This window comes from Methylopila henanensis (assembly GCF_042681025.1).
Taxonomy (GTDB): Bacteria; Pseudomonadota; Alphaproteobacteria; order Rhizobiales; family Methylopilaceae; genus Methylopila; species Methylopila henanensis.
The window spans coordinates 111,823-132,553 of the sequence record NZ_JBHUER010000011.1 but is presented as its reverse complement, the minus strand read 5'-3'; the positions used below and the strand labels follow the sequence as shown (position 1 = coordinate 132,553).

Below are 20,731 nucleotides of genomic sequence, written 5' to 3'. Positions count from 1 at the left end.
AGGCGTCGACCGCGGCTCAGAGCGCGTCGCCGTCGGTCTCGCCGGTGCGGATGCGCACCGCCTGGTCGATCGAGTAGACGAAGATCTTTCCGTCGCCGATCTGGCCGGTCTTCGCGGCGGCGGCGATCGCCTCCACGACCTTGTCGACCGAGCCCGCGGCGACCGCGACCTCGATTTTCAGCTTCGGCAGAAAGCTCACGGCGTACTCCGCGCCGCGATAGATTTCGGTGTGTCCCTTCTGGCGTCCGTAACCCTTCACTTCGGTGACGGTCAGGCCGTGAACGCCGATGCCGGTGAGGGCGTCGCGCACCTCGTCCAGCTTGAACGGCTTGATGATGGCCATCACGAGTTTCATGCGTCGCTTCCCCGTTGGCCCACCGACCTCCTGCGCCTTCGAGAAGGGCCCAAGGGGTCGATCGACAGTTGCGTGGTTCGAGACGCGGAAAGAACGGATACGCCGCCGCCGGGCCTCGCCGGCGCGTTGAATTCAAGGGTCGTGCCAACTCGCGGCGCAGCCCGGAACGGCTTGATTCAGAACGCGAAGCAGGCGCGCGCCACTCGCCCGCCGTGCGACCTGCGGCAGCAATGATTATTTTTTGAACTGATTGTCTATTTTCAGAGCAGTCAATTTAGGCCGTCACATGGCCGCGCATAGGAAATAAGCATAATAAGCGTTCAATCTGGCCTGCGCCGGCGGATAAGCCCTTCCTGAGCCACTGACGCCACCAGCTCCCCGGCCTCCGTGTAGATGCGGCCGCGGGTGAACCCGCGCGCGCCGCCGGCGAAGGGGCTGTCCTGGGTGTAGAGAAGCCACTGGTCCGCCCGGAACGGCCGGTGGAACCACAGCGCGTGGTCGAGGCTCGCCGCCTGGATCTCGCCGGAAAACACCGTGCCGCCATGGGCGACGAGCGCGGTGTCGAGCAGCGTCATGTCGGAGGCGTAGGCCAGCACGCACTGGTGGATCGCGGGGGCGTCCGGCAGCGGCGCGGTGGTCCGGATCCACACGCTCTGGAACGGCGGCCGCGGCTTGCCGTCGAGAAAGCGCATCGGGTCCACATGCCGGAGCTCGATCGGCCGCTCACGTTCGAAATAGAGCCGGATCGCCTCCGGCATCGTCGGCATCAGCCGCTCCTTCAGCGTCTGCTCGCTCGGCAGCTGGTCCGGCCGGGGCACGTCGGGCATGTCCATCTGATGCTCGTAGCCCTCCTCGTCGAGGTGGTACGAGGCGGCCATGGAGAAGATCGCCTTGCCGTGCTGGATGGCGTTGACCCGGCGCGTCACGAAGCTGCGGCCGTCGCGGATCGGATCGACCTCGTAAATGATCGGCGCCTTCGGATCGCCCGGCCGCATGAAGTAGCCGTGCAGCGAATGCGGCGGCCGGCCGTCCACGGTGCGGGTCGCGGCGACCAGCGCCTGCCCGACCACCTGCCCGCCGAACACGCGCTGCCAGTTCGTCTGCGGGCTCCGGCCGCGGAACAGGTTGCGCTCCAGCGTTTCGAGATCGAGGATCGTGAGCAGTTCGTCGACGGCGGACATGCGGGCTCCCTTCGCGTCCGGCCGAGCATCGCCGCCCCGCCCCGCGCGTCAACCCGGCAGATCGGTCCGCCGCGCGACGGCGCGGGATAAGGGTGTGCAACGCCACGCCTTCTCCCTTGCCGAAGCCCTCGCCTGCAGACCGCTGGCGCGGCGGGTGGGACGAGCGACATCCCCCGCCAAGGCGGTTCAGCTTCGCCGAACGAAGCGCTAGAGATAGGCCATGACCAACCGCCCCTCCCCGCCGTTCGATGTCGCGATCGCCGGCGCCGGCGTCGCCGGCCTCGCGCTGGCGCTCGCCCTCGTCGACGAACTGGGGCCGGGCCTGCGGGTCGTCGTCGTCGATCCCGCGCTCGACCGCCCGGTCCGAGACGACGGCCGCGCCTCGATGATCGCGGCCGACGGCCGGCGTCTGTTCGAGCGGCTCGGCGTCTGGCCCGCCTCCGCCGCGCCTGTCGCGGGCCTCCGCATCACCGACAGCCGTCTCCACGACGCCATACGGCCGACCTTCCTCGAACTCGGGGAGCGCGCCGACGACGAGCCCTTCGCGCATATGGCGTTCGACGCCGAGCTGCGCGCCGCGCTGCGGTCCCGGGCGGAGGCCGCCGGGATCGCGCTGGCGCCGCTGGCCCTGCGCGCGCACGCGGCGTCGGCGGGCGGCGTGACGCTCGCGTTCGACGGCCATGAGCCCATGCGGGCCGCCGTCCTGATCGGGGCCGACGGCGCGGCCTCGGCCGTCAGGGCGCAGGCGCGCATCGCCGCCCACGCCTTCCCCTACGACCACGTCGCGCTCGTCGCGACGCTGGAGCACGACGCGCCGCACGGCGGCGTCGCAGTCCAGCATTTCCTGCCCGGCGGGCCCTTCGCCATGCTGCCGCTCGGCGGAAACCGCTCGTCGCTGGTGTGGAGCGAGCGCCGGGACGCGGCGCGCGCCGTGGCGGCGGCGGACGACGCGAGCTTCCTGCGCGAGGTCGAACGCCGGGCGGGACCGGACTACGGCGCGATCCGGCTCGCCGGTCCCCGCGGCGCCTTCCGCCTGCGCTTCCTGCTCGCGCGCAGCTTCGTCGGCGACCGCGTCGCGCTGGTCGGCGACGCCGCCCATGTGGTGCACCCGCTCGCCGGTCTGGGACTGAACATCGGCCTGCGCGACGTCATGGCCCTGACGACGATCCTCACGAAAGCGGCGCGGGCGGGCGAAGACCTCGGCTCGCCGGCGACGCTTTCGCGTCACGAGAGCGCGCGCCGGTTCGAGGTCGCGGGCTTCGCCGCCACGACGGACGCGCTCTACCGCCTGTTCGGACACGAGGCGACCCGGACGGCCCGCGACGTCGGCATGGGGCTGGTGGACCGCACCCCCGGCCTCAAGCGCCGGATCGTGCAGGCGGCCTCCGGGCTCTGACGCCCCGTTCGACGACGGCGCCGTCCAATGCGCCAGGCGTCAGCTTTCGAGCGGACGCGCCTCGTCCGGCAGCATGATCGGGATGCCGTCGCGGATGGGATAGGCGAGCTGGGCCGGCTTCGAGATCAGCTCCTGCCGCTCGGCGTCGTAGGTCAGCGTCGCCTTGGTCAGCGGGCAGACCAGGATCTCAAGCAGCTTCGGGTCGACGCCGCTCGGGCGGCGGGCGTCTTTGGTCGCGTCGGTCATTGCAGGGACGAGCTCGCGTCGCCGCGCGCACGGGCCAGCTCCATCTCGGTCACGGCGACCAGGATCTCAGCGCGGGCCTTGAGATCCGAAGCTTCAAGCAGCGCCTGCTTCTCGCGCGGCCCGAACGGGCTCATCATCGCGAGCGCGTTGACCAGCGCCTCGTTGGGGGCGCGGCGGATGCCGTCCCAGTCCGCCTCGAGACTGTTGGCGGCGAGATAGTCCTTGAGCGTCTTGAGCAGCGCCTCGCGGTCGACGTCCTCCTGGCCTTCGCCCGGCGCGAGGTCGATCGCGAACTCCTCGAACGCCGCGCGCACCTGACGGTAGGGCGTGGCGACCTTGAGCTCCTCGGCGACGCGGAAGCGCGCGACCCCGGTCAGGGTCACGAGGTAGCGGCCGTCGCCGGTCTCGGCGAAGGCGGTCAGCCGCCCGGCGCAGCCGACCTGCACCAGCATCGGCCGTTCGGCGTCCTCGGCCTCCTCGGGATCGGGCTGGATCAGCCCGATGATGCGGCCGCCACGGAGGGCGTCCTCGATCATGGCGAGGTAGCGGGGTTCGAAGACGTTGAGCGGCATCTCGCCCCGCGGCAGCAGCAGCGCGGCGCGCAGGGGGAACACCGGGATCACTCCCGGGAGCTCGTCGATCTTGTGATAGATGACGTTGGAGGCCATGGCCTACCCTGTCACGAGAACAGCAGCGACGACAGGCGCTTTCGGCCCGCGATCGTGTGCTCGTCCTTCGGCCCCCAGGCCTCGAACAGCCCGACGAGCTCCTTGCGGGCGCCGTCGTCGTTCCAGGCGCGGTCCTTGCGGACGATCTCCAGCAGGTGGGCGACGGCCTCCTTGCGGTAGCCGGCGGCGGCGAGGCCGACTGCGAGGTCGAAGCGGGCCTGATGGTCGAGCGGATCGGCCGCGATCCTGGCCTCAAGCGGGGCGAGGTCGCCGACGGCGGCGGCCTTCTCGGCGAGATCGATCTGGGCCTGCACGCCGGCGATCGCGGGATCCGAGGCCTTGGCGGGCGGAACCGAGGCGAGCATACCCTTGGCGCCGTCGAGATCGCCCATGGCGAGCCGAACCTTGGCGAGGCCCGCGAGCGCCGCGAGGTTGTCCGGCTCCTCGGCGAGGATGGCGGCGAAGGCTTCGGCGGCGAAAGCCACGTCGCCGGCCTCGAGCGCGGCTTCCGCCTCGGCGAGCACGTCCGCCGCCTCGTCGCCGACCTCGCCGCCCACGAGACGCTCGACGAAGGCCTTCACCTGGGCTTCCGGAAGCGCGCCCATGAAGCCGTCGACCGGCTGGCCGCGGGTGAAGGCGATGACGGCCGGGATCGACTGGATGCCGAGCTGGCCCGCGATCGCCGGGTGCTCGTCGATGTTCATTGTCGCAAGCTTAACCTTGCCTTGCGCGGCCTTAACCACCTTTTCCAGCACGGGGGTCAACTGCCGGCACGGCCCACACCACGGCGCCCAGAAGTCCACGAGCACCGGCACGGCGTTCGAGGCCTGCACCACGTCGTTCATGAAGCTCTGCGTGGTGGTGGCGACGATCAGGCCGTCAGTGGCGGCGGCGGGCGTGGCCCCGGCTGCGAACGTCATGCGATGGTCCTCGATGCGGCGGCGCTGTCGGCGTCACAGATGGGGGAAGGCGCGCGCGATTGCAAATCGCGGCCGGCCCCGGAGACGTCACATGGTCGCGGCGCCGGAACGGCCGGCGCGAACTGGAAGCGTGCTAGACAAGCGGCCAGGACAGTCGAAAAGGATGCGCTCCTCATGACCGACACGCCTCCCGTTCCCGAAAACCCGAAGCGCCGCCGGAAGGTGGTGATCGTCGGCGCCGGCTTCGGCGGCCTGACGGTCGCCCGCGGGCTCGCCAAGGCGGACGTGGACGTGACCGTGCTCGACCGGCACAACTACCACTGCTTCCAGCCGCTGCTGTACCAGGTCGCGACCGCCGAGCTGTCGCCGGCCGACATCGCGTGGCCGATCCGCCATGTGCTGAAGGACCAGGCCAACGCCCGCGTTCTGCTCGGCGCCGTCACGAGCGTCGACGTCGCGAACCGGAAGGTCGTCGCGGACACCGTCACGCTGCCCTACGACGAACTCGTCCTCGCGACCGGCGCGACCCATTCCTATTTCGGCCGCGACGACTGGGCCCCCGTCGCGCCGGGCATGAAGCGGATCGAGGACGCGACCGTCATCCGCCGGCGGCTGCTGATGGCCTTCGAGCGCGCCGAGCTCGCCGCCGACCCGGCCGAGCGCGAGCGGCTGCTGACCTTCGCGATCGTCGGCGCGGGACCGACCGGGGTGGAGCTGGCGGGCGCGATCGTCGAGGTGGCGAAGAAGGTGATGCCGGCCGATTTCCGGCTGATCGATCCGCGCACCGCCAAGGTCATCCTGATCGAGGCCGGGCCGCGCGTGCTGCCGGCCTTCCCGGAGGATCTGTCGAACTACACCAAGGCCGCGCTCGAGAAGATGGGCGTCGACGTGCGCGTGAACACACGCGTCACCCACTGCGACGCCGCCGGCGTCGACCTCGAAGGCGGACGCCTCGACGCCGCGACGATCGTCTGGGCGGCCGGCGTCGTCGCTTCGCCGGCGGGCGAGTGGATCGGCGCGGAGCGCGACCGCGCCGGCCGCGTCGTCGTGGGCCCGGACCTCTCCGTGCCCGGCCATCCCGAAATCTTCGTCATCGGCGACACCGCCTCGGTGAAGCGTCCCGACGGCCAGCCCGTTCCCGGCGTCGCGCCCGCCGCCAAGCAGATGGGCGCCTACGTCGCGGACGTCATCGCCTGCCGGGCGCGGGAGGCCGTGCCCCCGCCGCCGTTCGCCTACAAGCATCAGGGCGACTTCGCCACGATTGGGCGCAAGGCCGCCGTGGTGCAGCTGCCGTTCATGAACATGCGCGGCTTCACGGCCTGGCTTCTGTGGTGCGTCGCGCACATCTACTTCCTCATCGGGGTGCGGCACCGCATCGCCGTCGCCTTCAAGTGGGCGTGGGACTTCGCGACCTTCCAGCGCGGCGCCCGCCTGATCACCGACCAGAAGGACCAGATCTGAGCGAAGCTTCGCCGGATGGAACCTCGCGTTCGCGTCGCGGGTTACTCCGCTGCGCGAATGCAGGAGGAAACCATGCTCAAAGGCGGATTGCTCTGGCTGATCGGAATTCCGCTGCCGATCGTTCTGATCCTATGGTTTCTGGGCTATCTGAGCTGAGCTCGACCGAACCGTCGGGACCGGCGATCGCAGGTCCCGACGGTCGCGTCGACCACACGAACCGTCAGGCTCGCGCCATCAGTTCGGCGTTTCCGCCGGCCGCGGCCGTGTTGATCGAAACAGAACGCTCCCGAAGCAGGGCCGTCACGTCGTAACGAAGCTCCCGATCGTCCGGCGCGGCCTTCGCCACATGGACCGTCGTGACCCCGCCCGGCAGCTCGGAAAGCTCGCGCTGCAGATCTGTCAGCGCGTCATCCCCGCCCTGAAACAGGGCCGCGGCGATCCCGGCCTCCCGCCAATCCTCGACGATGCGCACGCGGGGCGCGAGGCCGTCCGGCAGCCGCGACAGCCGCGCCGCGGCCGGTGACCCGGCCTCCACGATCGCGACGCCGCCGGCGGCCATTACGGCCGCCACCTGCGCGAGTTGCTGCATTTCCTCCTCCGCCCTTGTCAGCACGCGGCCGCAAGCCGCCAGCGCGTAGCGATTGCGATCGCCGACGGGTCCCGGCAGGTCGCGCATGGGTCCGACCGGGACGCCGACCCCATGTACGCGGGCGAGGATCGCCGAGGGGTCCAGTCCCTCAATGGCGAGCCAGTCCGAGTAGGCCTGCTCCGCTCCTCCCGCAGCTGTGGAGGCGCCGGGGACGGGAGGATCGGAGGCGAACGCGCAAAGCCGACGCAGGTAATGCGGCCCACCCGCCTTGGGGCCCGTTCCCGAGAGGCCCGAGCCGCCGAAAGGCTGCGAGCCGACGACGGCGCCGACGATGTTGCGGTTCACGTAGACGTTTCCGGCCGCCGCGCGCGCGACCACCCGCGCCACTGTCTCGTCGATCCGGCTGTGCAGGCCGAACGTCAGCGCGTAGCCGGTGGCGTTGACGGCGTCGACCACATGGTCGAGGTCGCGGGCGTCGTAACGCAGCACGTGCAGGACCGGGCCGAACACCTCGCCCCCCAGATCGGCGAGGCTCGCGATCTCGATGATCGTCGGCGCGACGAAGCAGCCGTCCCTCGCCGCGTCGGGTAGGCGCAGCCGGTCGATCCGCGCGCCCCGCGCCCGCATCGCCTCCACATGCGCCTCGAAGCGCCCGCGCGCCTCCTCCGTGATGACTGGACCGATATCCGTCGACATCCTGTCGGGCCGGCCGATCTCAAGCTCGCGGAAGGCGCCTCTCAGCATCCGCAGCGTGCGGTCTGCGATCTCATCCTGAAGAAACAGCGCCCTCAGCGCCGAACAGCGCTGCCCCGCCGAATCGAACGCCGACTGAATGACGTCCGCCACCACCTGTTCGGGCAGAGCCGTCGAATCGGCGATCATCGCGTTCTGGCCGCCGGTTTCGGCGATGAACGGAGCCGGCCGGCCGTCGCGCGTCCGGCGCCCCACGAGCGCCCGCTGAATGCTGCGGGCGGCCTCAATCGATCCCGTGAAGACGACCGCTTCCACACGCGCGTCCGAAACCAGCGCCGCGCCGACGTCGCCGTCCCCGGTGACGAGCTGAAGCGCGTCCTCAGGCACGCCGGCCTCGTGCAGCAGGCGCGTGGCCCAAGCTGCGATCAGCGGCGTCTCCTCCGCCGGTTTCGCGACCACCGCGTTCCCCGCGACGAGCGCCGCCGCCACCTGTCCGGTGAAGATCGCGAGCGGAAAGTTCCACGGACTGACGCAGGCGACGACCCCGACAGGCTTGGCGTCGCCAAGGCGGCGCTCGGCCTCGACGGCGTAGTAACGAAGGAAATCGACCGCCTCGCGAACCTCGGCGACCGCGTTCGGGACCGTCTTGCCCGCCTCGCGCACGATCAGGCCCGCCAGGCCCGGAAGCTCGCGCTCCATCGCGTCGGCTGCGGAGCGCAGGCGCGCGGCCCTTCCGGCCACGGGCGTTCCACGCCAGCCCGCGGACGAGGACGCCAGCGCCAGAGCGCGCTCGATGTCGGCGGGCGCCGCGACCGCCACGTAGCCCACGACGTCCTCCCGATCCGCGGGATTTACGACCGGCCTGCAAGTCGTCGCCTCCCCTGCGCTCGTTGGCTTCGCGCGCCAGGGCGCGGCCGCGGCTTTCCGCGCGGCCGCCGCGAAATCATCGAGAGCGCGATCGTCGACGAGATCGACGCCACGGGCGTTGCGCCTCTCCGGCTCGAACAGGTCGAGCGGAGCGGCGATGCGCTCGTGCGGGGCTCCGAGCGGCTTGCGCGCCAACGCCACGGCGACGGGATCGGCGACGAGGCGTTCCACCGTCTCCGTTTCATCGGCGACGCGGTTGAGGAAGGACGAGTTCGCGCCGTTCTCCAGCAGCCTCCGGGCGAGATAGGCGAGGAGCGCCTCATGCGCCCCGACCGGCGCATAGATGCGAACCGGCCGTTTCTCTCTCTCCTGCGAAAGCGCGCCATAGACCGGATCGGCCATGGCGTGGAGCGCCTGAAACTCGTAGTCGCCCGGCCGGAATCCGGGGCCGGCCATGGCGAGCACCGCCGCCACCGTCTGGGCGTTGTGGGTCGCGAACTGAGGGAACAGCCGTGCGGTCGCGCTCAGAAGCTTGCGCGCGCAGGCGAGGTAGCTGAGGTCCGTGTGCTCCTTGCGGGTGAACACCTTGAACCCGTCGAGACCGGCGATCTGCGCGCGCTTGATCTCGGCGTCCCAATAGGCGCCCTTCACCAGCCGAACCATCAGCCGCCGCTGCGAGCGCTCGGCGAGGTCGGCCAGCCAGTCGATCAGCCGCGACGCCCGCTTGCCGTAGGCCTGAACGACGAAGCCGAGCCCCTGCCAATCCGCGAGCGCCGGATCGAGCGTCAGCGCCTCGAACAGGTCGAGCGACAGATCCAGCCGGTCGGCCTCCTCGGCGTCGACGTTCAGCCCGATGTCGTACGCTTTCGCGAGACTGGCGAGCCGCGCGACGCGCGGCAGCAGCTCGGCCATGACGCGCCCGCGCTTCGCGCGCTCGTAGCGCGGATGAAGCGCCGACAGCTTGATCGAGACGCCCGGACCCGCGTAGGGGCTCCTGCCCGGCGACGCCCTCCCGATGGCGTGGATGGCCGCCTCGTAGGTCGCGAAATGGCGCGTGGCGTCCTCAGCGGTCATCGCGGCTTCGCCCAGCATGTCGTAGGAGTGGAGGTACCCCTTCGCCTCCCCTCCGCGTCCCCGCGCCAGCGCCTCGTCGATGGCGCGCCCGGCGACGAAATGGTCGCCGACGCGCCGGACCGCATGGACGACGCCGAGGCGGATCAGCGGCCGCGCAAGCCCGGCCGCCGCGCGGATGAAGGACGGGGCGCTCGCGGAGCCGGCGGTCGCGGCAATACCGGCCGCCGCCATCAGGCCGAGCGTCGCGGCGTTCACCGACCAGGGGCGACCGCGGCCGAGATGCGCCCGCCAGTCGCGCCCCCAGAGCTTGTCCTGAATCAGCAGGTCGCGGGTCGCGGCGTCCGGCACGCGCAGCAACGCCTCGGCGAGTTGCATCAGCGCGAGACCTTCCGGCGTCGACAGGTCGTATGCGCGCAGCAATCCGGCGACGCCGCCGGGCGGCGTTTGGGCGCGCATCCTCGCCACGAGCCTCAGCGCCAGCGTGCGGGTCCGCTCCGCCTCGTCCGGCGTCCAGCGCAGCTGATCCAGCAGTTCTGGAACAAGCTCCTGCTCCGGACGCAGGGCATCCGCCGCGACCGCCGCGCGAAGCGGCTCCTCAGGCTGCGAAACCAGATCGTCGAACGGCGCCGGCGGCGGATCGGCGGCCATGGCGGCTCCTGCTTCGGCTCACATTCCATGAACCTCGTGCGGGACCGCCGCTTCGCAAGTGCGTCGCCGCTTACAGGTTCCTCAGATGTCGCGCCGGCGTCTCGCCCAGGACGCGCCAGGCGCCGATCAGCCCGAGCGTCACGGTGAGCATCAGCGAGACCAGCGCGGCGAGCCCGGCGCCGAGGGGATCAAAGGCGAAGTCGATGCGCATGATGTTGGACGTGACGCCCCAGGCGGCCAAAGATCCCACCACCAGAGCGAACGCCGCGGTGACGAGGCCCAGCAGGGCGTATTCCGCCGCAAAGGCCGCAAGCAGCCGCCACCTCGTCGCGCCGAGCGTCTTCAGCACCACCGCTTCATACACGCGGCGTCGCCGCCCGGCGGCCAGCGCCCCGGCGAGCACCAGCACGCTCGCGACCAGCGTCACCGCGCTCGCGGCGCGGATGGCGAGCGCCAGGTTGCCGACAATGACGTTGATCGAGGCGAGCGCGTCCTTCACGCGCACCGCCGTGAGGCTCGGAAACGCCTTCGTCAGGTCCCGCAGCAGGCCGAGCTCGCGGGCGTCGTCCGCGCCGCCGGGGAAGGCGACGGTGGCGAGGTTCATGTAAGGCGCGCCGGCGAAGGCGTTTGGCGAGAACACCATGAAGAAGTTGATGCCCATCGTCTCCCACGCGATCTCGCGCAGGTTCGCCACCTTCGCGCCGATGGTGCGGCCAAGCACGTTGACCTCGATCTCGTCGCCGATGGCGAGGCCGAGGGCGTTGGCGAGCCTCCGGTCGAACGACACCAGCACGTCGCCGGCATGGTCTTTCGCCCACCATTCGCCTTCGACCACCTTCGAGCCCTCGGGCGGCGTCTCGGCGAAAGTGACGCCACGGTCGCCGCGCAGCGCCCAGCGGAATTCCGGATCGACCGAAACCTCGTCGACGGGCTGGCCCTTGATCGAGACGAATGAGCCCCGCAGCATAGGCACGCTGTTCAGCTCCGCGTCCGGCGCGTCGCGGCGCACCGCCTCGTCGAAGGCGTCACGCTCGGCCGAGGGAATGTCGAGGAAGAAGAACGCCGGAGCCTTCTGCGGCAGTTCGTTCGAGAGCTGCCGTCGGATCGAGGAATCGATCAGCGTCAGGGCGACGAGCAGCACGAGGCCGAGGCCGAGCGACAGCACCACCGAGGGCGTCAGCGCGCCGGGGCGGTGGATGTTCGCGAGCGCGAGCTTCAGCTCCACCGTCTTCGGTCGCGGCAGGCGCGCCGCCAGCGCCATGACCCCGCTCGCCACCAGCCGAAGCGCGACGAAGGCCGCGATCGCCGCGACCACGAAGATCGCCGCGATACGCCGGTCGTAGGACGCATAGACCGCGAGCGTCGCAAGCGCCGCCACGGCGAGAACGGTGGCGACGATGTAGGCGGGCCTAGGCCAGCGCCGGCCGGGATCGACCTGATCGCGGAACAGCGCCGCCACCGGGACGTCATGCGCGCGCCCGAGCGGCCAGAACGTGAAGGCGAGCGCCGTCAACGCGCCATAGGCGAAGGCGAGCGCCAGCTCGCGCGGAAACACGGAGGGCGCGAGCGGCAGCGGCAGCAGGTCCTGCAGCGCCCAGGCGGCCGCGAACGGGATGGCGGCGCCGGCGGCGAGGCCGATGGCTATGCCGAACAGCCCGAGCGCCGCCACCTCCGCCAGGTGGATCAGGAAGACCGTGCGCCCCGAGGCGCCGACGCTTTTCAGCGTGGCGATGGTCTCCCGCTTGCGGTCGACGAACGCCGCCACCGCGTTCGCGACGCCGACGCCGCCGACGATCAGCGCCGTCAGCCCGACGATGGTCAGGAACTGCGTGAAGCGGTTGAGGTTTCGCTCGAGCTGCGGCGCGGCGTTGAGGCGCGAGCGCGCTTCGAAACCGGCCTCCTTCGCGTCGCGCTCGACGTCCGCGATCAGCGCGGCGACCTGATCGTCGTTCGCGGCGCCGGGCAGAACGACCCGATACGTCCAGCGCACCAGACTGCCGGGCTGCAGAAGCTCCGAGGCGCGCAGCGCCGCGTCCGACACCAGCACGCGCGGACCGAAGCCGAGGCCGGCGGAGAGCTGATCCGGCTCACGCTCCAGCGTCGCGCGCAGCTCGAAGGTCGAGACGCCGAGCTCGACGCGGTCGCCGATCTTGAGATTGAGCCGGGCGAGCAGAGCGGGATCGACCACCGCGCCGTAGACGCCGTCGCGTTCAGCCAGGAGATCGGGCAGCGGCCGCGCCGGATCGAGCGTCGCGGCCCCGACCAGAGGCCATGCGTCGTCGACGGCCTTGAGTTCGACGAGAGCCGAATCGCCCGACGGCGCGCGCGCCATGGCTCGCATCGCGGCGACGCCGGACACCCGGCCCCTAGCGTCGAGCGTGGCCCGCTCCTGCGCGGTCGCCTCGCGGTGGATCAGCGAAAAGGAGGCGTCGCCGCCGAGGATGACCCGGCCCTCGCGCTGCAGCCCTTCGGTCAGGCCACGGGCGAGCGAACCGACGCCCGCGATGGCCGCGACGCCGAGCGCGAGGCAGAGCAGGAACACCACGAAGCCCTGCACCCCGCCGCGCAGCTCGCGCGCCGCGATCCGCAGAATGACGCCGGGGAAGGCGGAGCCGCCGGCACGGGCCGAGGCGCCGCCCGTCGCCGCAAGGTCGCTCACGCCGCGGCCTCGGTCGCGGTCTCGATGCGGCCGGAGCGCAGGCGGATGGTGCGGTCGCAGCGCGCCGCCAGCGCCGGATCGTGGGTGACGAGCACCAGCGTCGTCCGCCGCTCCGCGCTTTTGGCGAACAGCAGGTCGACGATCTGGCGGCCGGTGCCCTCGTCGAGATTGCCGGTCGGCTCGTCGGCCACGAGGATTTCGGGCCGCGGCGCCAGAGCCCGCGCCAGCGCCACGCGCTGCTGTTCGCCGCCGGACAGCTGGGCCGGGTGATGGTCCATCCGATGGGCCAGTCCGACCGCCGAGAGCTCGGCGCGGGCGCGCTCGAAGGCGTCGGGAGCGCCGGCGAGCTCGAGCGGGGTCGCGACGTTCTCGATCGCCGTCATGGTCGGGATGAGATGGAAGGACTGGAACACGACGCCCACATTGCGGCCTCGAAAGCGCGCGAGACCATCCTCGTCGAGCGCGCCGAGATCCTGGCCAAGCACCTTGATGGTCCCCGAATCCGGGCGTTCGAGGCCCGCGAGCGTCATGAGAAGGGTCGACTTGCCAGAACCCGAAGGCCCAATCATGCCCACGCTCTCGCCGCGACCTATCTGAAGGCTTACATCCTTCAGGATGTGCACACGGGCGGCCCCCCGGCCCAGCGCCAGATTCACGCCATGGAGTTCGATCGCCGTCATGAAGCCGTGGGCCTTCCGGGAAAATGCGCCTGTGCGCCGCAACATCGGTTCAGATAGCGACGCGAATGCGGCGCGCCAGCCGTCGCGGCGCGCCGTGGCGGTCCTGACCGCCGCGGCTCTCGCAAGCGTGATCATTCGTTCAGGCCCGGCGACCGCGCAGAGCGGGCCGATCCGGCTCGTGGCTCTCGGCGACAGCCTCACCGCCGGCTACGGCCTCGGCCCGCGCGAGGGTTTCGCGCCGCGGCTCGAAGCTGCGCTGCGAGCGCGCGGCCACGACGTCCGCGTCGCGAACGCAGGCGTCTCCGGCGACACCGCCGAAGCCGGCGCCCAGCGCGTCGACTGGTCCGTGCCGGACGGAACCCACGGCGTGATCGTCGAACTCGGCGCGAACGACATGCTGCGAGGCCTCGATCCGACCCGCACCCGCGCGGCGCTGACCCGCATCCTCGATCGGCTCAACGAGCGCAACATCCCCGCCATGCTCGCCGGCATGCGCGCCTCGCCCAATCTCGGCGCGGATTACGTCAGACGTTTCGACAGCATCTATCCCGATCTTGCCCGCGAGCGCGGGCTGGTGCTGTATCCGTTCTTTCTGGAGGGAGTGGTCGGCGACCGGACGCTCAACCTCCAGGACGGCATCCATCCCACCGCGCGCGGGATCGACGTCGTGGTCGAGAAGATCACGCCCTCTGTCGAACGCTTCCTCGCCGAGATCGCCGCGCGCCGATCCTGAAGGCACCCAGACCAATGGAATATCGCAAGCTCGGGCGCACGGGGCTCGACGTCAGCCTCGTCTGCCTCGGCACCATGACCTTCGGCGAACAGAACACCGAAGCCGAAGGCCACGCCCAGCTCGACATCGCCCGCGACCGCGGCGTGAACTTCCTCGACGCCGCTGAGCTCTACCCGATCCCGCCCAAGCCGGAGACGCATGGGCGCACCGAGGAGATCGTCGGAACCTGGCTCGCGAAGGACGGCAACCGGGCGCGCACGATCGTCGCGACAAAGGTCGTCGGCCGCACCGTGATGGACTGGTTCCGCAAGGACGGCTCCACCGGGGAGCTTTCGCGCGCGCAGATCCGCGAGGCGGTCGAGGGCAGTCTGCGCAGGCTCCGGACGGACTACATCGACCTCTACCAGCTCCACTGGCCGGATCGCGAGGTCAGCCAGTTCGGCTCCAACCCGACGGTGTTCCGGCCGGTGACGTCAGAGGCCGAGCATCCGATCCACGAGACGCTGGCGATTCTCGGCGAGCTGGTGACGGAGGGCAAGATCCGCCATGTGGGCCTGTCGAACGAGAGCGCCTGGGGAACGATGCGCTTCGTCGCCGAGGCGGAAGCCCGCGGCCTGCCGCGGCCGGCCTCGATACAAAACGCCTACAACCTCCTGAACCGCACCTTCGAGACCGGCCTCGCCGAGATCGCGCTGCGCGAAGACGTCGGCCTGCTCGCCTATTCCGCGCTGGCGCAGGGCTACCTCACCGGCAAATACGCGAACGGCGCTCTGCCGGCGGGCGCCCGCAAGACGCTGTTCGACCGCCTGCAGCGCTACGAGACTCCCGGAGCGGAAGGCGCGATCTCGGCCTATCTCGATCTTGCTGGGGAGATCGGCTGGAGCCCCGCCCATCTCGCCTTGAAGTTCGCGGCGACCCGGTCCTTCATGACCTCGGTGATCATCGGGGCGACCACCACGGACCAGCTGGCGCACGATCTCGCGGCCTTTGACCAGCCATGGTCGGAGGACATCGAGGCGCGGGTCGACGCGATCCACAGGGTCCGCACCAGCCCCTGTCCCTGAGGGCTCCGGCTCTCAGGCGCGTGGTTTTTGAGGGCGCGGGCGATGCCTCGGCTGTTCACCGCGATCGAAGTGCCGGACGAGATCGGCCTGGCGCTCGCCGGCTACCGCGGCGGGCTCTCCGGCGCGCGCTGGATCGACGTGGAGAACTACCACATCACGCTGCGCTTCCTCGGCGACATCGACGAGGAGACCGCGCAGGAGGCCGCCTACCTGCTGGGTCAGGTGCGAAGGCCGCCGTTCGAGGTGACGATCGCCGGACCGGACGCTTTCGGAGGCGCGCGGCCCCGCGCGCTGATCGCGAAGGTTTCGCCGTCGCCGGCGATCCTCGAACTTCAGGCTGAGCACGAACGGCTGGCGCGGCGCGCCGGGCTGCCCGCCGAATCCCGCAAGTTCGCGCCGCATGTGACGCTGGCGCGGCTCAGGGACGCCTCGCCCCGCGCGGTCGCGGACTATCTCGGCCTCAGGGGCGGGCCGCCGGGGCTCTCCTTCCGCGCGGAGCAGTTCGTGCTGTACTCGTCGCGCGATTCCGTCGGCGGCGGTCCATATGTGGTCGAGGCCGCCTATCCGCTGCGCTGAGGCGCGGAGCGGCCGCCGTCACTGCACCTTGCGGATGAGGCGCTTCACGAGGCTCGCGCCGGCCTTTTCCGGCCGCGCCGGCGTGACGACGCCGCGGCTCGCTGCGACCCGATCGATCAGCGTCCGGGCTGCGCGACCGTAAAGCTGGTAGTCGTCGACATTGAAGGCATGGATGCGGGCGCGCGTCGCCTCGTCGGCCTCCAGCTTGTCGTCGGTGGCGTTGTAGCGCCGGGGCAGTTGCGGCGCCTCTTCGCCGAACAGCATGCCGAGCCCCAGCTCGAACCGCTCGGACAGACCGACGAAGCCGAACTCCTCGATGTCGATCCCGCGAAGATACTGGGAGTGCAGGTTTCGGAACCTGCGCATGGCGGAGAACTTCAGCAGCGACAGCTCGCCGGCCTTAATCTCTTCGTCAAAAGACCATTTCGTCGGGCGTTCGCGGATGTAGGAGTAGTGCGAAATGATCCGCTCCACGGGGTCCCGCAGCCATGTCCAGAGCTGACGGGAGGGATCCGTCACCGCCTTCTCGACCAGCGGCAGGACGTAATGTCCGTGCAGGACCTCGATGCCGTGGTCTTCAAGCCGCGGCACGTGGGCGACCAGGTTCTTGCGCGAGGCGCGCCGCAGCAGCGGATGGGTCGCCGGGTCGTTCGGCCCGTAGTAGAGCGCGAGCCGGTCTCCGTAGCGCGCCTGGAGCGCGTTGCGGAAGCTGGTGCCGGCGGTCTTGGGAATGTGAATCGAGAAGATCATGCGGCGAGGCGCCCCCGTTCGCGCCGGAACCACGCGGTTTTGCGCGCGTGGCGTCCCTATATCAGACATCGCGAGCGCCTTGACCGAACTTTCCGGCGGGAGCATGACAGCGCGCGAAGGAGACGTCAGATGCAGAAGTTCGAGACCCTGACCGCGATCGCCGCGCCGCTGCCGATGATCAACATCGACACCGACATGATCATTCCGAAGCAGTACCTCAAGACGATCAAGCGCACCGGCCTCGGCAAGGGCCTGTTCGCCGAGCTCCGGTACAACGCGGACGGCAGCGAGAACCCCGACTTCGTGCTGAACAAGCCGGCCTACGCCGACGCGCAAATCCTTGTGGCCGGCGACAATTTCGGCTGCGGCTCCTCGCGCGAGCACGCGCCGTGGGCCCTGCTCGACAAGGGCATCCGCTGCGTGATCTCGACCTCGTTCGCGGACATCTTCTACAACAACTGCTTCAAGAACGGCATCCTGCCGATCGTGGTCTCGCCGGAGGACCACGCCAAGCTGCTCGACGACGCCGAGCGCGGCGCCAACGCTAGGCTGACCGTCGACCTGGCGGCCCAGGAGATCCGCGGCCCCGACGGCGGCAAGGTGACGTTCGAGATCGACCCGTTCCGCAAGCGCTGCCTGCTGGAGGGGCTCGACGACATCGGCCTCACCATGCAGAAGGCCTCCGTGATCGACGGCTTCGAACAGAAGCTCGCGGCCGACCGCCCCTGGGCCTGAAACGGCCTGCGCGGCGGGTTAACGCGCGCGTGAATGCCGGGTGAACCGCGCCCTGAAATGAACCGGATCGGGTTCATTTGCGCGCAATCTCGGGGTTAACGCCGCGCGGACGCCCTCTCGCCGCGCGCAAAGCCCCGTTCCCTCCTCCTCCGCCCGTCACCGAGAGCCTCGTCCAGCCCATGTCCCGCCGCCTGATCTCCACCGGCTCCCCCTTCGAGAAGACCGCGGGCTACAGCCGCGCCGTGATCGACGGCGAGTTCGTGTTCGTCTCCGGCACCACCGGCTACGACTACGCCACCATGACCATGCCGGAGAGCGTGGAGCAGCAGACCCGCAACGCCTTCGCGACCATCGAGAAGGCGCTCCGGGAAGCCGGCGCCACCTTCGCGGACGTGGTGCAGACCCGCTACTACCTGACCGACGCCGCCACGGCGGACGAGCTGTTCAAGGTCACCGGCGAGATCTTTGGCGAGATCCGCCCGGCCAGCGCCGTTCTGGTGTGCGGCCTGCTCAAGCCCGAGATGAAGGTCGAGGTCGAGGTCACGGCCCGCGTCCGGGTCCGCTGAGGCGGCGGCCCCCTCCCCGCTCCGCCGTCAGTTGACGACCAGGCGGAGCTTGCGGTCCAGCACGTCGAGCACGCGGGCGAGGTCCGGCCCGCGCTTCAGGATCAGCCCGGTCGTGGTCACGACCGCGTAGGCGCCCTGCCGCCGCGCGAGCTTCGGCGTCTTCTCGATGCGGTAGAGCGGCGCCTCGCTCGTGCGCCGGAACACCGAAAACACCGCCTGCTCCCTCAGGAAGTCGATGGCGTAGTCCCGCCATTCGCCGGCGGCGACCATCCGTCCATAGAGGTTCAGGAGCGCGTTGAGCTCCCGGCGGTCGAACGAGACCTGCTGCGGCGGAGCGCCCGGCGGGGACGACGGCGGCGCGCCCGCGGCGGACGGACCGGACCGGGGCACGAAACGTATGGGCTCCTGATCGCTCATGGCGCCTCCTTCATCGGGGCGTCATGATCGCCCCGTGGGCAAGCCCGCGCAAGGCGGACTGTTGGAGGTCCTACGCGGGCGCCGGCTTAGGCCCGGCCGCGCGTCATGGTCCGGCGTGACCGGACCATCCATGCCGGACGTGGAGCTGGACGCCCGAGATGGGTCCTCCGGTCAAGCTGGAGGTTGGCGGGGAGCGTGAGACGGCGGCTTCGCAGGAATAGAGCGGCACGCGCCGCGTCGTCGCGGTTCTGCTAACGCGGAAGGCGAAGGCGGCGGAATCGCAAAGCTTGACGTGGATCGGCTCGCCATCATCTACACGGACGAAGCCTCGCATCAATCACTCTGAGGCGTTCAGCTTCAACGGCGCGCGTGCACCAATCAGGCCGAACGCTACTTCTCACGCCTGCGCCGCATGGTGACCGGCCAGCATCATGGCATCTCGCCCCGCCACCTCAGCCAGTACGCCCACGAGGCGGCTTGGAAGATCACCGCCGGATGGACAACGGTGCGCTCGCCTACCGCTCGCTTGGACTTCGGTTGGGGCATGACGTCAGCCGGATTTATGCGGGGACTGGCAACGGACGGTGGCTCAATGGACGCTAATGATCGCTAATGATCGCTAATGGACGCTAATGGACGCTCGGCCACATGACCAATCCGCCTATTCGCCAGCGACATAGCCTCTCTGCGCATCCCGCTTAGCCCTAGCCGCTTTGGTCGCGTTGATCCAAGCTGCGAATGAATTCGTCGGCAGCCTATAAAAACCGCGCCTCGTTTCATCTGACATAATGACTTGCCTTGTTTTAAGCGCCTGCAGTGCATTATTAATATTCGTCTCCCCAACACCAGATTCTTTTTTTATCTTTGCACGCGATATCCAGCTATCTCCATGTTCTGCCATAGCATCTAATACACGCCTATACTCAGACGATGAAATTCTTGCATGATACATTTCATTAAAAAATTTATCACCAAGCTGACTTAAGGCACCCCCATCTTCGAAAGCCCCCCTTGCTACGTCATCTTCGTCTATTTCATTGTCTTCATCTACCTCGAACGCACTGTATGCGAATTGTTGAATAAAATGCGGGTATCCTTCCGATAGCTCTGCTATAAATGCTTTAGCATCAACCGTAATGTTAGTAACGAACTTGTTCTTGTGGGTAGCCAACATTAGCCCTAGCTCGACGACCTTCTCTCGTTCGCCTTGCTCAAGTGGCTCCAAGAGCATCGTATGGAATAAACGAGGAGAAGACTCATGACTGTCGCGCAACTTTGCCATAATAGTTGGAAGCGCAGCAAGGCCAATCAAGACTTGATTGCAGTCGCATCTGGCCAGTCTTTCTGACAACAGCTTCAATAATTCTCCCAAACCAGCGTCTGCTGACGGCCGGTCAGCTTCGTCTATCAATATTAATATGCCATCAATACTATCACCAGACTTCAAGCATATGTTTTTAAGTTTGTCGCTCAACTCCTCAGACACTTCCTCAATATCGACATCTTCGTTTTGTTTATGGTACTTAACGCCCAAAATTTCCCAATTAGTTAGCCAGTCCCAAACATCTTTGACCGCCTCTTTGACGTGCTGCTTCGAAGCAATCGCACTCTTGAGACCCCGCCCAAGCTTACGGATAATATCTAGTTGAGAATTACAGCCCCCCTAAGTCAACTGAAACAGTTATGAACTTGAAATCGCCACCTGCAAGACCCGGAAAATCTCCAGTTGACATTTTATCAATATAATAAATTAAAGAAGATTTTCCAATTCCTCTCTCGCCCTGGACGAGAAAATGTTGCGGATTTCCGTTCTTAGTTTGGAAAAGCGCTCTTTCGATGAGCTTTAGTTCTTCAAGTCGGCCCACAAACATGCCAGGAGCCGTGATGTTATTTGGCCTGAATGGATTGAATTTGGTTGTCGACATATGTCACGGCCTAGTTTGCATATCGTCCGATTTCACCGTCTCGTAAATCGCACCCCGGTGCAAGGCGCACATTTTGAATCGCGCGCTGGGCCCAACATTGGCACGCGGCCTCGCTCATTAAACTTCAGGACATCCCCGCGCTCAGCGGCATCATCAGAGCCTGCACGAGCTTGAACGTGATCGCTTTTTCGCAGCTTGTCGCGGCGCGCGGGGCAGTTCGCGTGTACGCGGCGACTGCGCGCTGCCTCGTACCGCGACGCAATCTCTTCCCGACGGTAGCCAGTGCACATTCTGGCAGGTTTTCACGCCCTCAGGTTCGGCCGTTCTAATGGCCAGACAGAGCCGCAGCTCACGACCTAAACGCCGCGTCATGATCCGGCTTGACCGGACCATCCATGACCGGCTTGTGGCTCGACGCTGAAGGTGGGTCCTCCGGTCAAGCCGGAGGACGACGGGGAGCGTGGGATGGCGGAACAGCCAATCGGAACACCATCCGGAGGACGCCGCCGCCCATTCGCCCCGCCTCGG

19 protein-coding genes and 1 pseudogene are annotated in these 20,731 nt (G+C 68.5%); 8 read left to right on the top strand and 12 right to left on the bottom strand.

Annotation, left to right across the window (positions count from 1 at the left end):
* Nucleotides 1–16: 16 nt before the first annotated feature.
* On the bottom strand, nt 17–355 hold the full coding sequence (locus ACFSCV_RS17585; protein ID WP_271202343.1) for a P-II family nitrogen regulator: 339 nt from the start codon (nt 353–355) through the stop codon (nt 17–19).
* A 320-nt stretch (nt 356–675) separates the two neighbouring features.
* Complete coding sequence (gene tesB / locus ACFSCV_RS17580; RefSeq protein ID WP_378800880.1) at nt 676–1,536, bottom strand: acyl-CoA thioesterase II; 861 nt, start codon at nt 1,534–1,536, stop codon at nt 676–678.
* A gap of 220 nt (nt 1,537–1,756) precedes the next feature.
* Between tesB and ACFSCV_RS17575 the strand changes: the two genes are divergently transcribed.
* Nucleotides 1,757–2,932, top strand: coding sequence for an FAD-dependent monooxygenase (locus ACFSCV_RS17575; protein ID WP_378800879.1), 1,176 nt, complete (start codon nt 1,757–1,759; stop codon nt 2,930–2,932).
* 39 nt (nt 2,933–2,971) lie between these two features.
* On the opposite strand, the gene ACFSCV_RS17570 is transcribed toward ACFSCV_RS17575, so the two are convergent.
* From ACFSCV_RS17570 to trxA, 3 genes are read right to left on the bottom strand one after another with little or no spacing between them, the layout of a single operon-like run.
* Nucleotides 2,972–3,178 (bottom strand): Trm112 family protein, encoded by a 207-nt coding sequence (locus tag ACFSCV_RS17570; RefSeq protein ID WP_378800878.1) that lies wholly within the window; start codon nt 3,176–3,178, stop codon nt 2,972–2,974.
* Nucleotides 3,175–3,846, bottom strand: a complete 672-nt coding sequence (locus ACFSCV_RS17565) for an LON peptidase substrate-binding domain-containing protein (RefSeq protein ID WP_378800877.1) — start codon at nt 3,844–3,846, stop codon at nt 3,175–3,177. The genes ACFSCV_RS17570 and ACFSCV_RS17565 overlap by 4 nt, the downstream gene beginning before the upstream one ends.
* 11 nt (nt 3,847–3,857) lie before the next feature.
* A complete protein-coding gene (trxA, locus tag ACFSCV_RS17560; protein WP_378800876.1) occupies nt 3,858–4,766 on the bottom strand; it encodes a thioredoxin in 909 nt (302 codons plus the stop codon).
* A 174-nt stretch (nt 4,767–4,940) separates the two neighbouring features.
* On the opposite strand from trxA, the gene ACFSCV_RS17555 reads away from it, so the two are divergent.
* Nucleotides 4,941–6,227, top strand: coding sequence for an NAD(P)/FAD-dependent oxidoreductase (locus ACFSCV_RS17555; RefSeq protein WP_378800875.1), 1,287 nt, complete (start codon nt 4,941–4,943; stop codon nt 6,225–6,227).
* A 220-nt stretch (nt 6,228–6,447) separates the two neighbouring features.
* On the opposite strand, the gene putA is transcribed toward ACFSCV_RS17555, so the two are convergent.
* The 3 genes from putA to ACFSCV_RS17540 all read right to left on the bottom strand — a co-directional run bounded on the left by putA (nt 6,448) and on the right by ACFSCV_RS17540 (nt 13,437).
* On the bottom strand, nt 6,448–10,098 hold the full coding sequence (gene putA, locus ACFSCV_RS17550; protein WP_378800874.1) for a bifunctional proline dehydrogenase/L-glutamate gamma-semialdehyde dehydrogenase PutA: 3,651 nt from the start codon (nt 10,096–10,098) through the stop codon (nt 6,448–6,450).
* 70 nt (nt 10,099–10,168) lie between these two features.
* Entirely contained in the window at nt 10,169–12,757 is a 2,589-nt protein-coding gene (locus ACFSCV_RS17545; protein WP_378800873.1) for an ABC transporter permease, read from the bottom strand.
* Nucleotides 12,754–13,437, bottom strand: coding sequence for an ABC transporter ATP-binding protein (locus tag ACFSCV_RS17540; RefSeq protein WP_378800872.1), 684 nt, complete (start codon nt 13,435–13,437; stop codon nt 12,754–12,756). Before ACFSCV_RS17540 ends, ACFSCV_RS17545 begins: the two co-directional genes overlap by 4 nt.
* Nucleotides 13,438–13,564: 127 nt before the next feature.
* Between ACFSCV_RS17540 and ACFSCV_RS17535 the strand changes: the two genes are divergently transcribed.
* From ACFSCV_RS17535 to thpR, 3 genes are read left to right on the top strand one after another with little or no spacing between them, the layout of a single operon-like run.
* Nucleotides 13,565–14,170: an arylesterase gene (locus ACFSCV_RS17535; RefSeq protein ID WP_378800871.1), complete on the top strand. Its 606-nt coding sequence runs from the start codon at nt 13,565–13,567 to the stop codon at nt 14,168–14,170.
* A 14-nt stretch (nt 14,171–14,184) separates the two neighbouring features.
* Nucleotides 14,185–15,234 (top strand): aldo/keto reductase, encoded by a 1,050-nt coding sequence (locus tag ACFSCV_RS17530; RefSeq protein ID WP_378800870.1) that lies wholly within the window; start codon nt 14,185–14,187, stop codon nt 15,232–15,234.
* Nucleotides 15,235–15,276: 42 nt separating this feature from the next.
* Complete coding sequence (gene thpR / locus ACFSCV_RS17525; protein ID WP_378800869.1) at nt 15,277–15,810, top strand: RNA 2',3'-cyclic phosphodiesterase; 534 nt, start codon at nt 15,277–15,279, stop codon at nt 15,808–15,810.
* 18 nt (nt 15,811–15,828) lie between these two features.
* Here thpR and ACFSCV_RS17520 read toward each other — a convergent pair whose 3' ends face one another.
* Nucleotides 15,829–16,560, bottom strand: a complete 732-nt coding sequence (locus ACFSCV_RS17520) for a hypothetical protein (RefSeq protein ID WP_378800868.1) — start codon at nt 16,558–16,560, stop codon at nt 15,829–15,831.
* A 129-nt stretch (nt 16,561–16,689) separates the two neighbouring features.
* Between ACFSCV_RS17520 and leuD the strand changes: the two genes are divergently transcribed.
* Together leuD and ACFSCV_RS17510 are read left to right on the top strand one after the other, a co-directional pair.
* Nucleotides 16,690–17,295 carry a 3-isopropylmalate dehydratase small subunit gene (leuD, locus tag ACFSCV_RS17515; RefSeq protein WP_378800867.1) on the top strand — a complete coding sequence of 202 codons (606 nt, stop codon included), beginning with the start codon at nt 16,690–16,692 and terminating at the stop codon, nt 17,293–17,295.
* 179 nt (nt 17,296–17,474) lie between these two features.
* Nucleotides 17,475–17,861, top strand: a complete 387-nt coding sequence (locus ACFSCV_RS17510) for a RidA family protein (protein ID WP_378800866.1) — start codon at nt 17,475–17,477, stop codon at nt 17,859–17,861.
* A gap of 27 nt (nt 17,862–17,888) precedes the next feature.
* Here ACFSCV_RS17510 and ACFSCV_RS17505 read toward each other — a convergent pair whose 3' ends face one another.
* Nucleotides 17,889–18,278: a DUF2794 domain-containing protein gene (locus ACFSCV_RS17505; RefSeq protein WP_378800865.1), complete on the bottom strand. Its 390-nt coding sequence runs from the start codon at nt 18,276–18,278 to the stop codon at nt 17,889–17,891.
* 256 nt (nt 18,279–18,534) lie between these two features.
* Here ACFSCV_RS17505 and ACFSCV_RS17500 point away from each other — a divergent pair.
* Nucleotides 18,535–18,901 (top strand): annotated as a pseudogene (locus ACFSCV_RS17500) (transposase); the annotation flags it as partial.
* A 38-nt stretch (nt 18,902–18,939) separates the two neighbouring features.
* Here the strand turns inward: ACFSCV_RS17500 and ACFSCV_RS17495 are convergent.
* Together ACFSCV_RS17495 and ACFSCV_RS17490 are read right to left on the bottom strand one after the other, a co-directional pair.
* Nucleotides 18,940–19,752 (bottom strand): hypothetical protein, encoded by an 813-nt coding sequence (locus ACFSCV_RS17495; protein ID WP_378800864.1) that lies wholly within the window; start codon nt 19,750–19,752, stop codon nt 18,940–18,942.
* Nucleotides 19,753–19,930: 178 nt separating this feature from the next.
* The gene (locus tag ACFSCV_RS17490) at nt 19,931–20,203 is read right to left on the bottom strand and encodes an AAA family ATPase (protein ID WP_378800863.1); all 273 of its coding nucleotides are present in this window, start codon (nt 20,201–20,203) and stop codon (nt 19,931–19,933) included.
* Between the last annotated feature and the right edge of the window lie 528 nt (nt 20,204–20,731).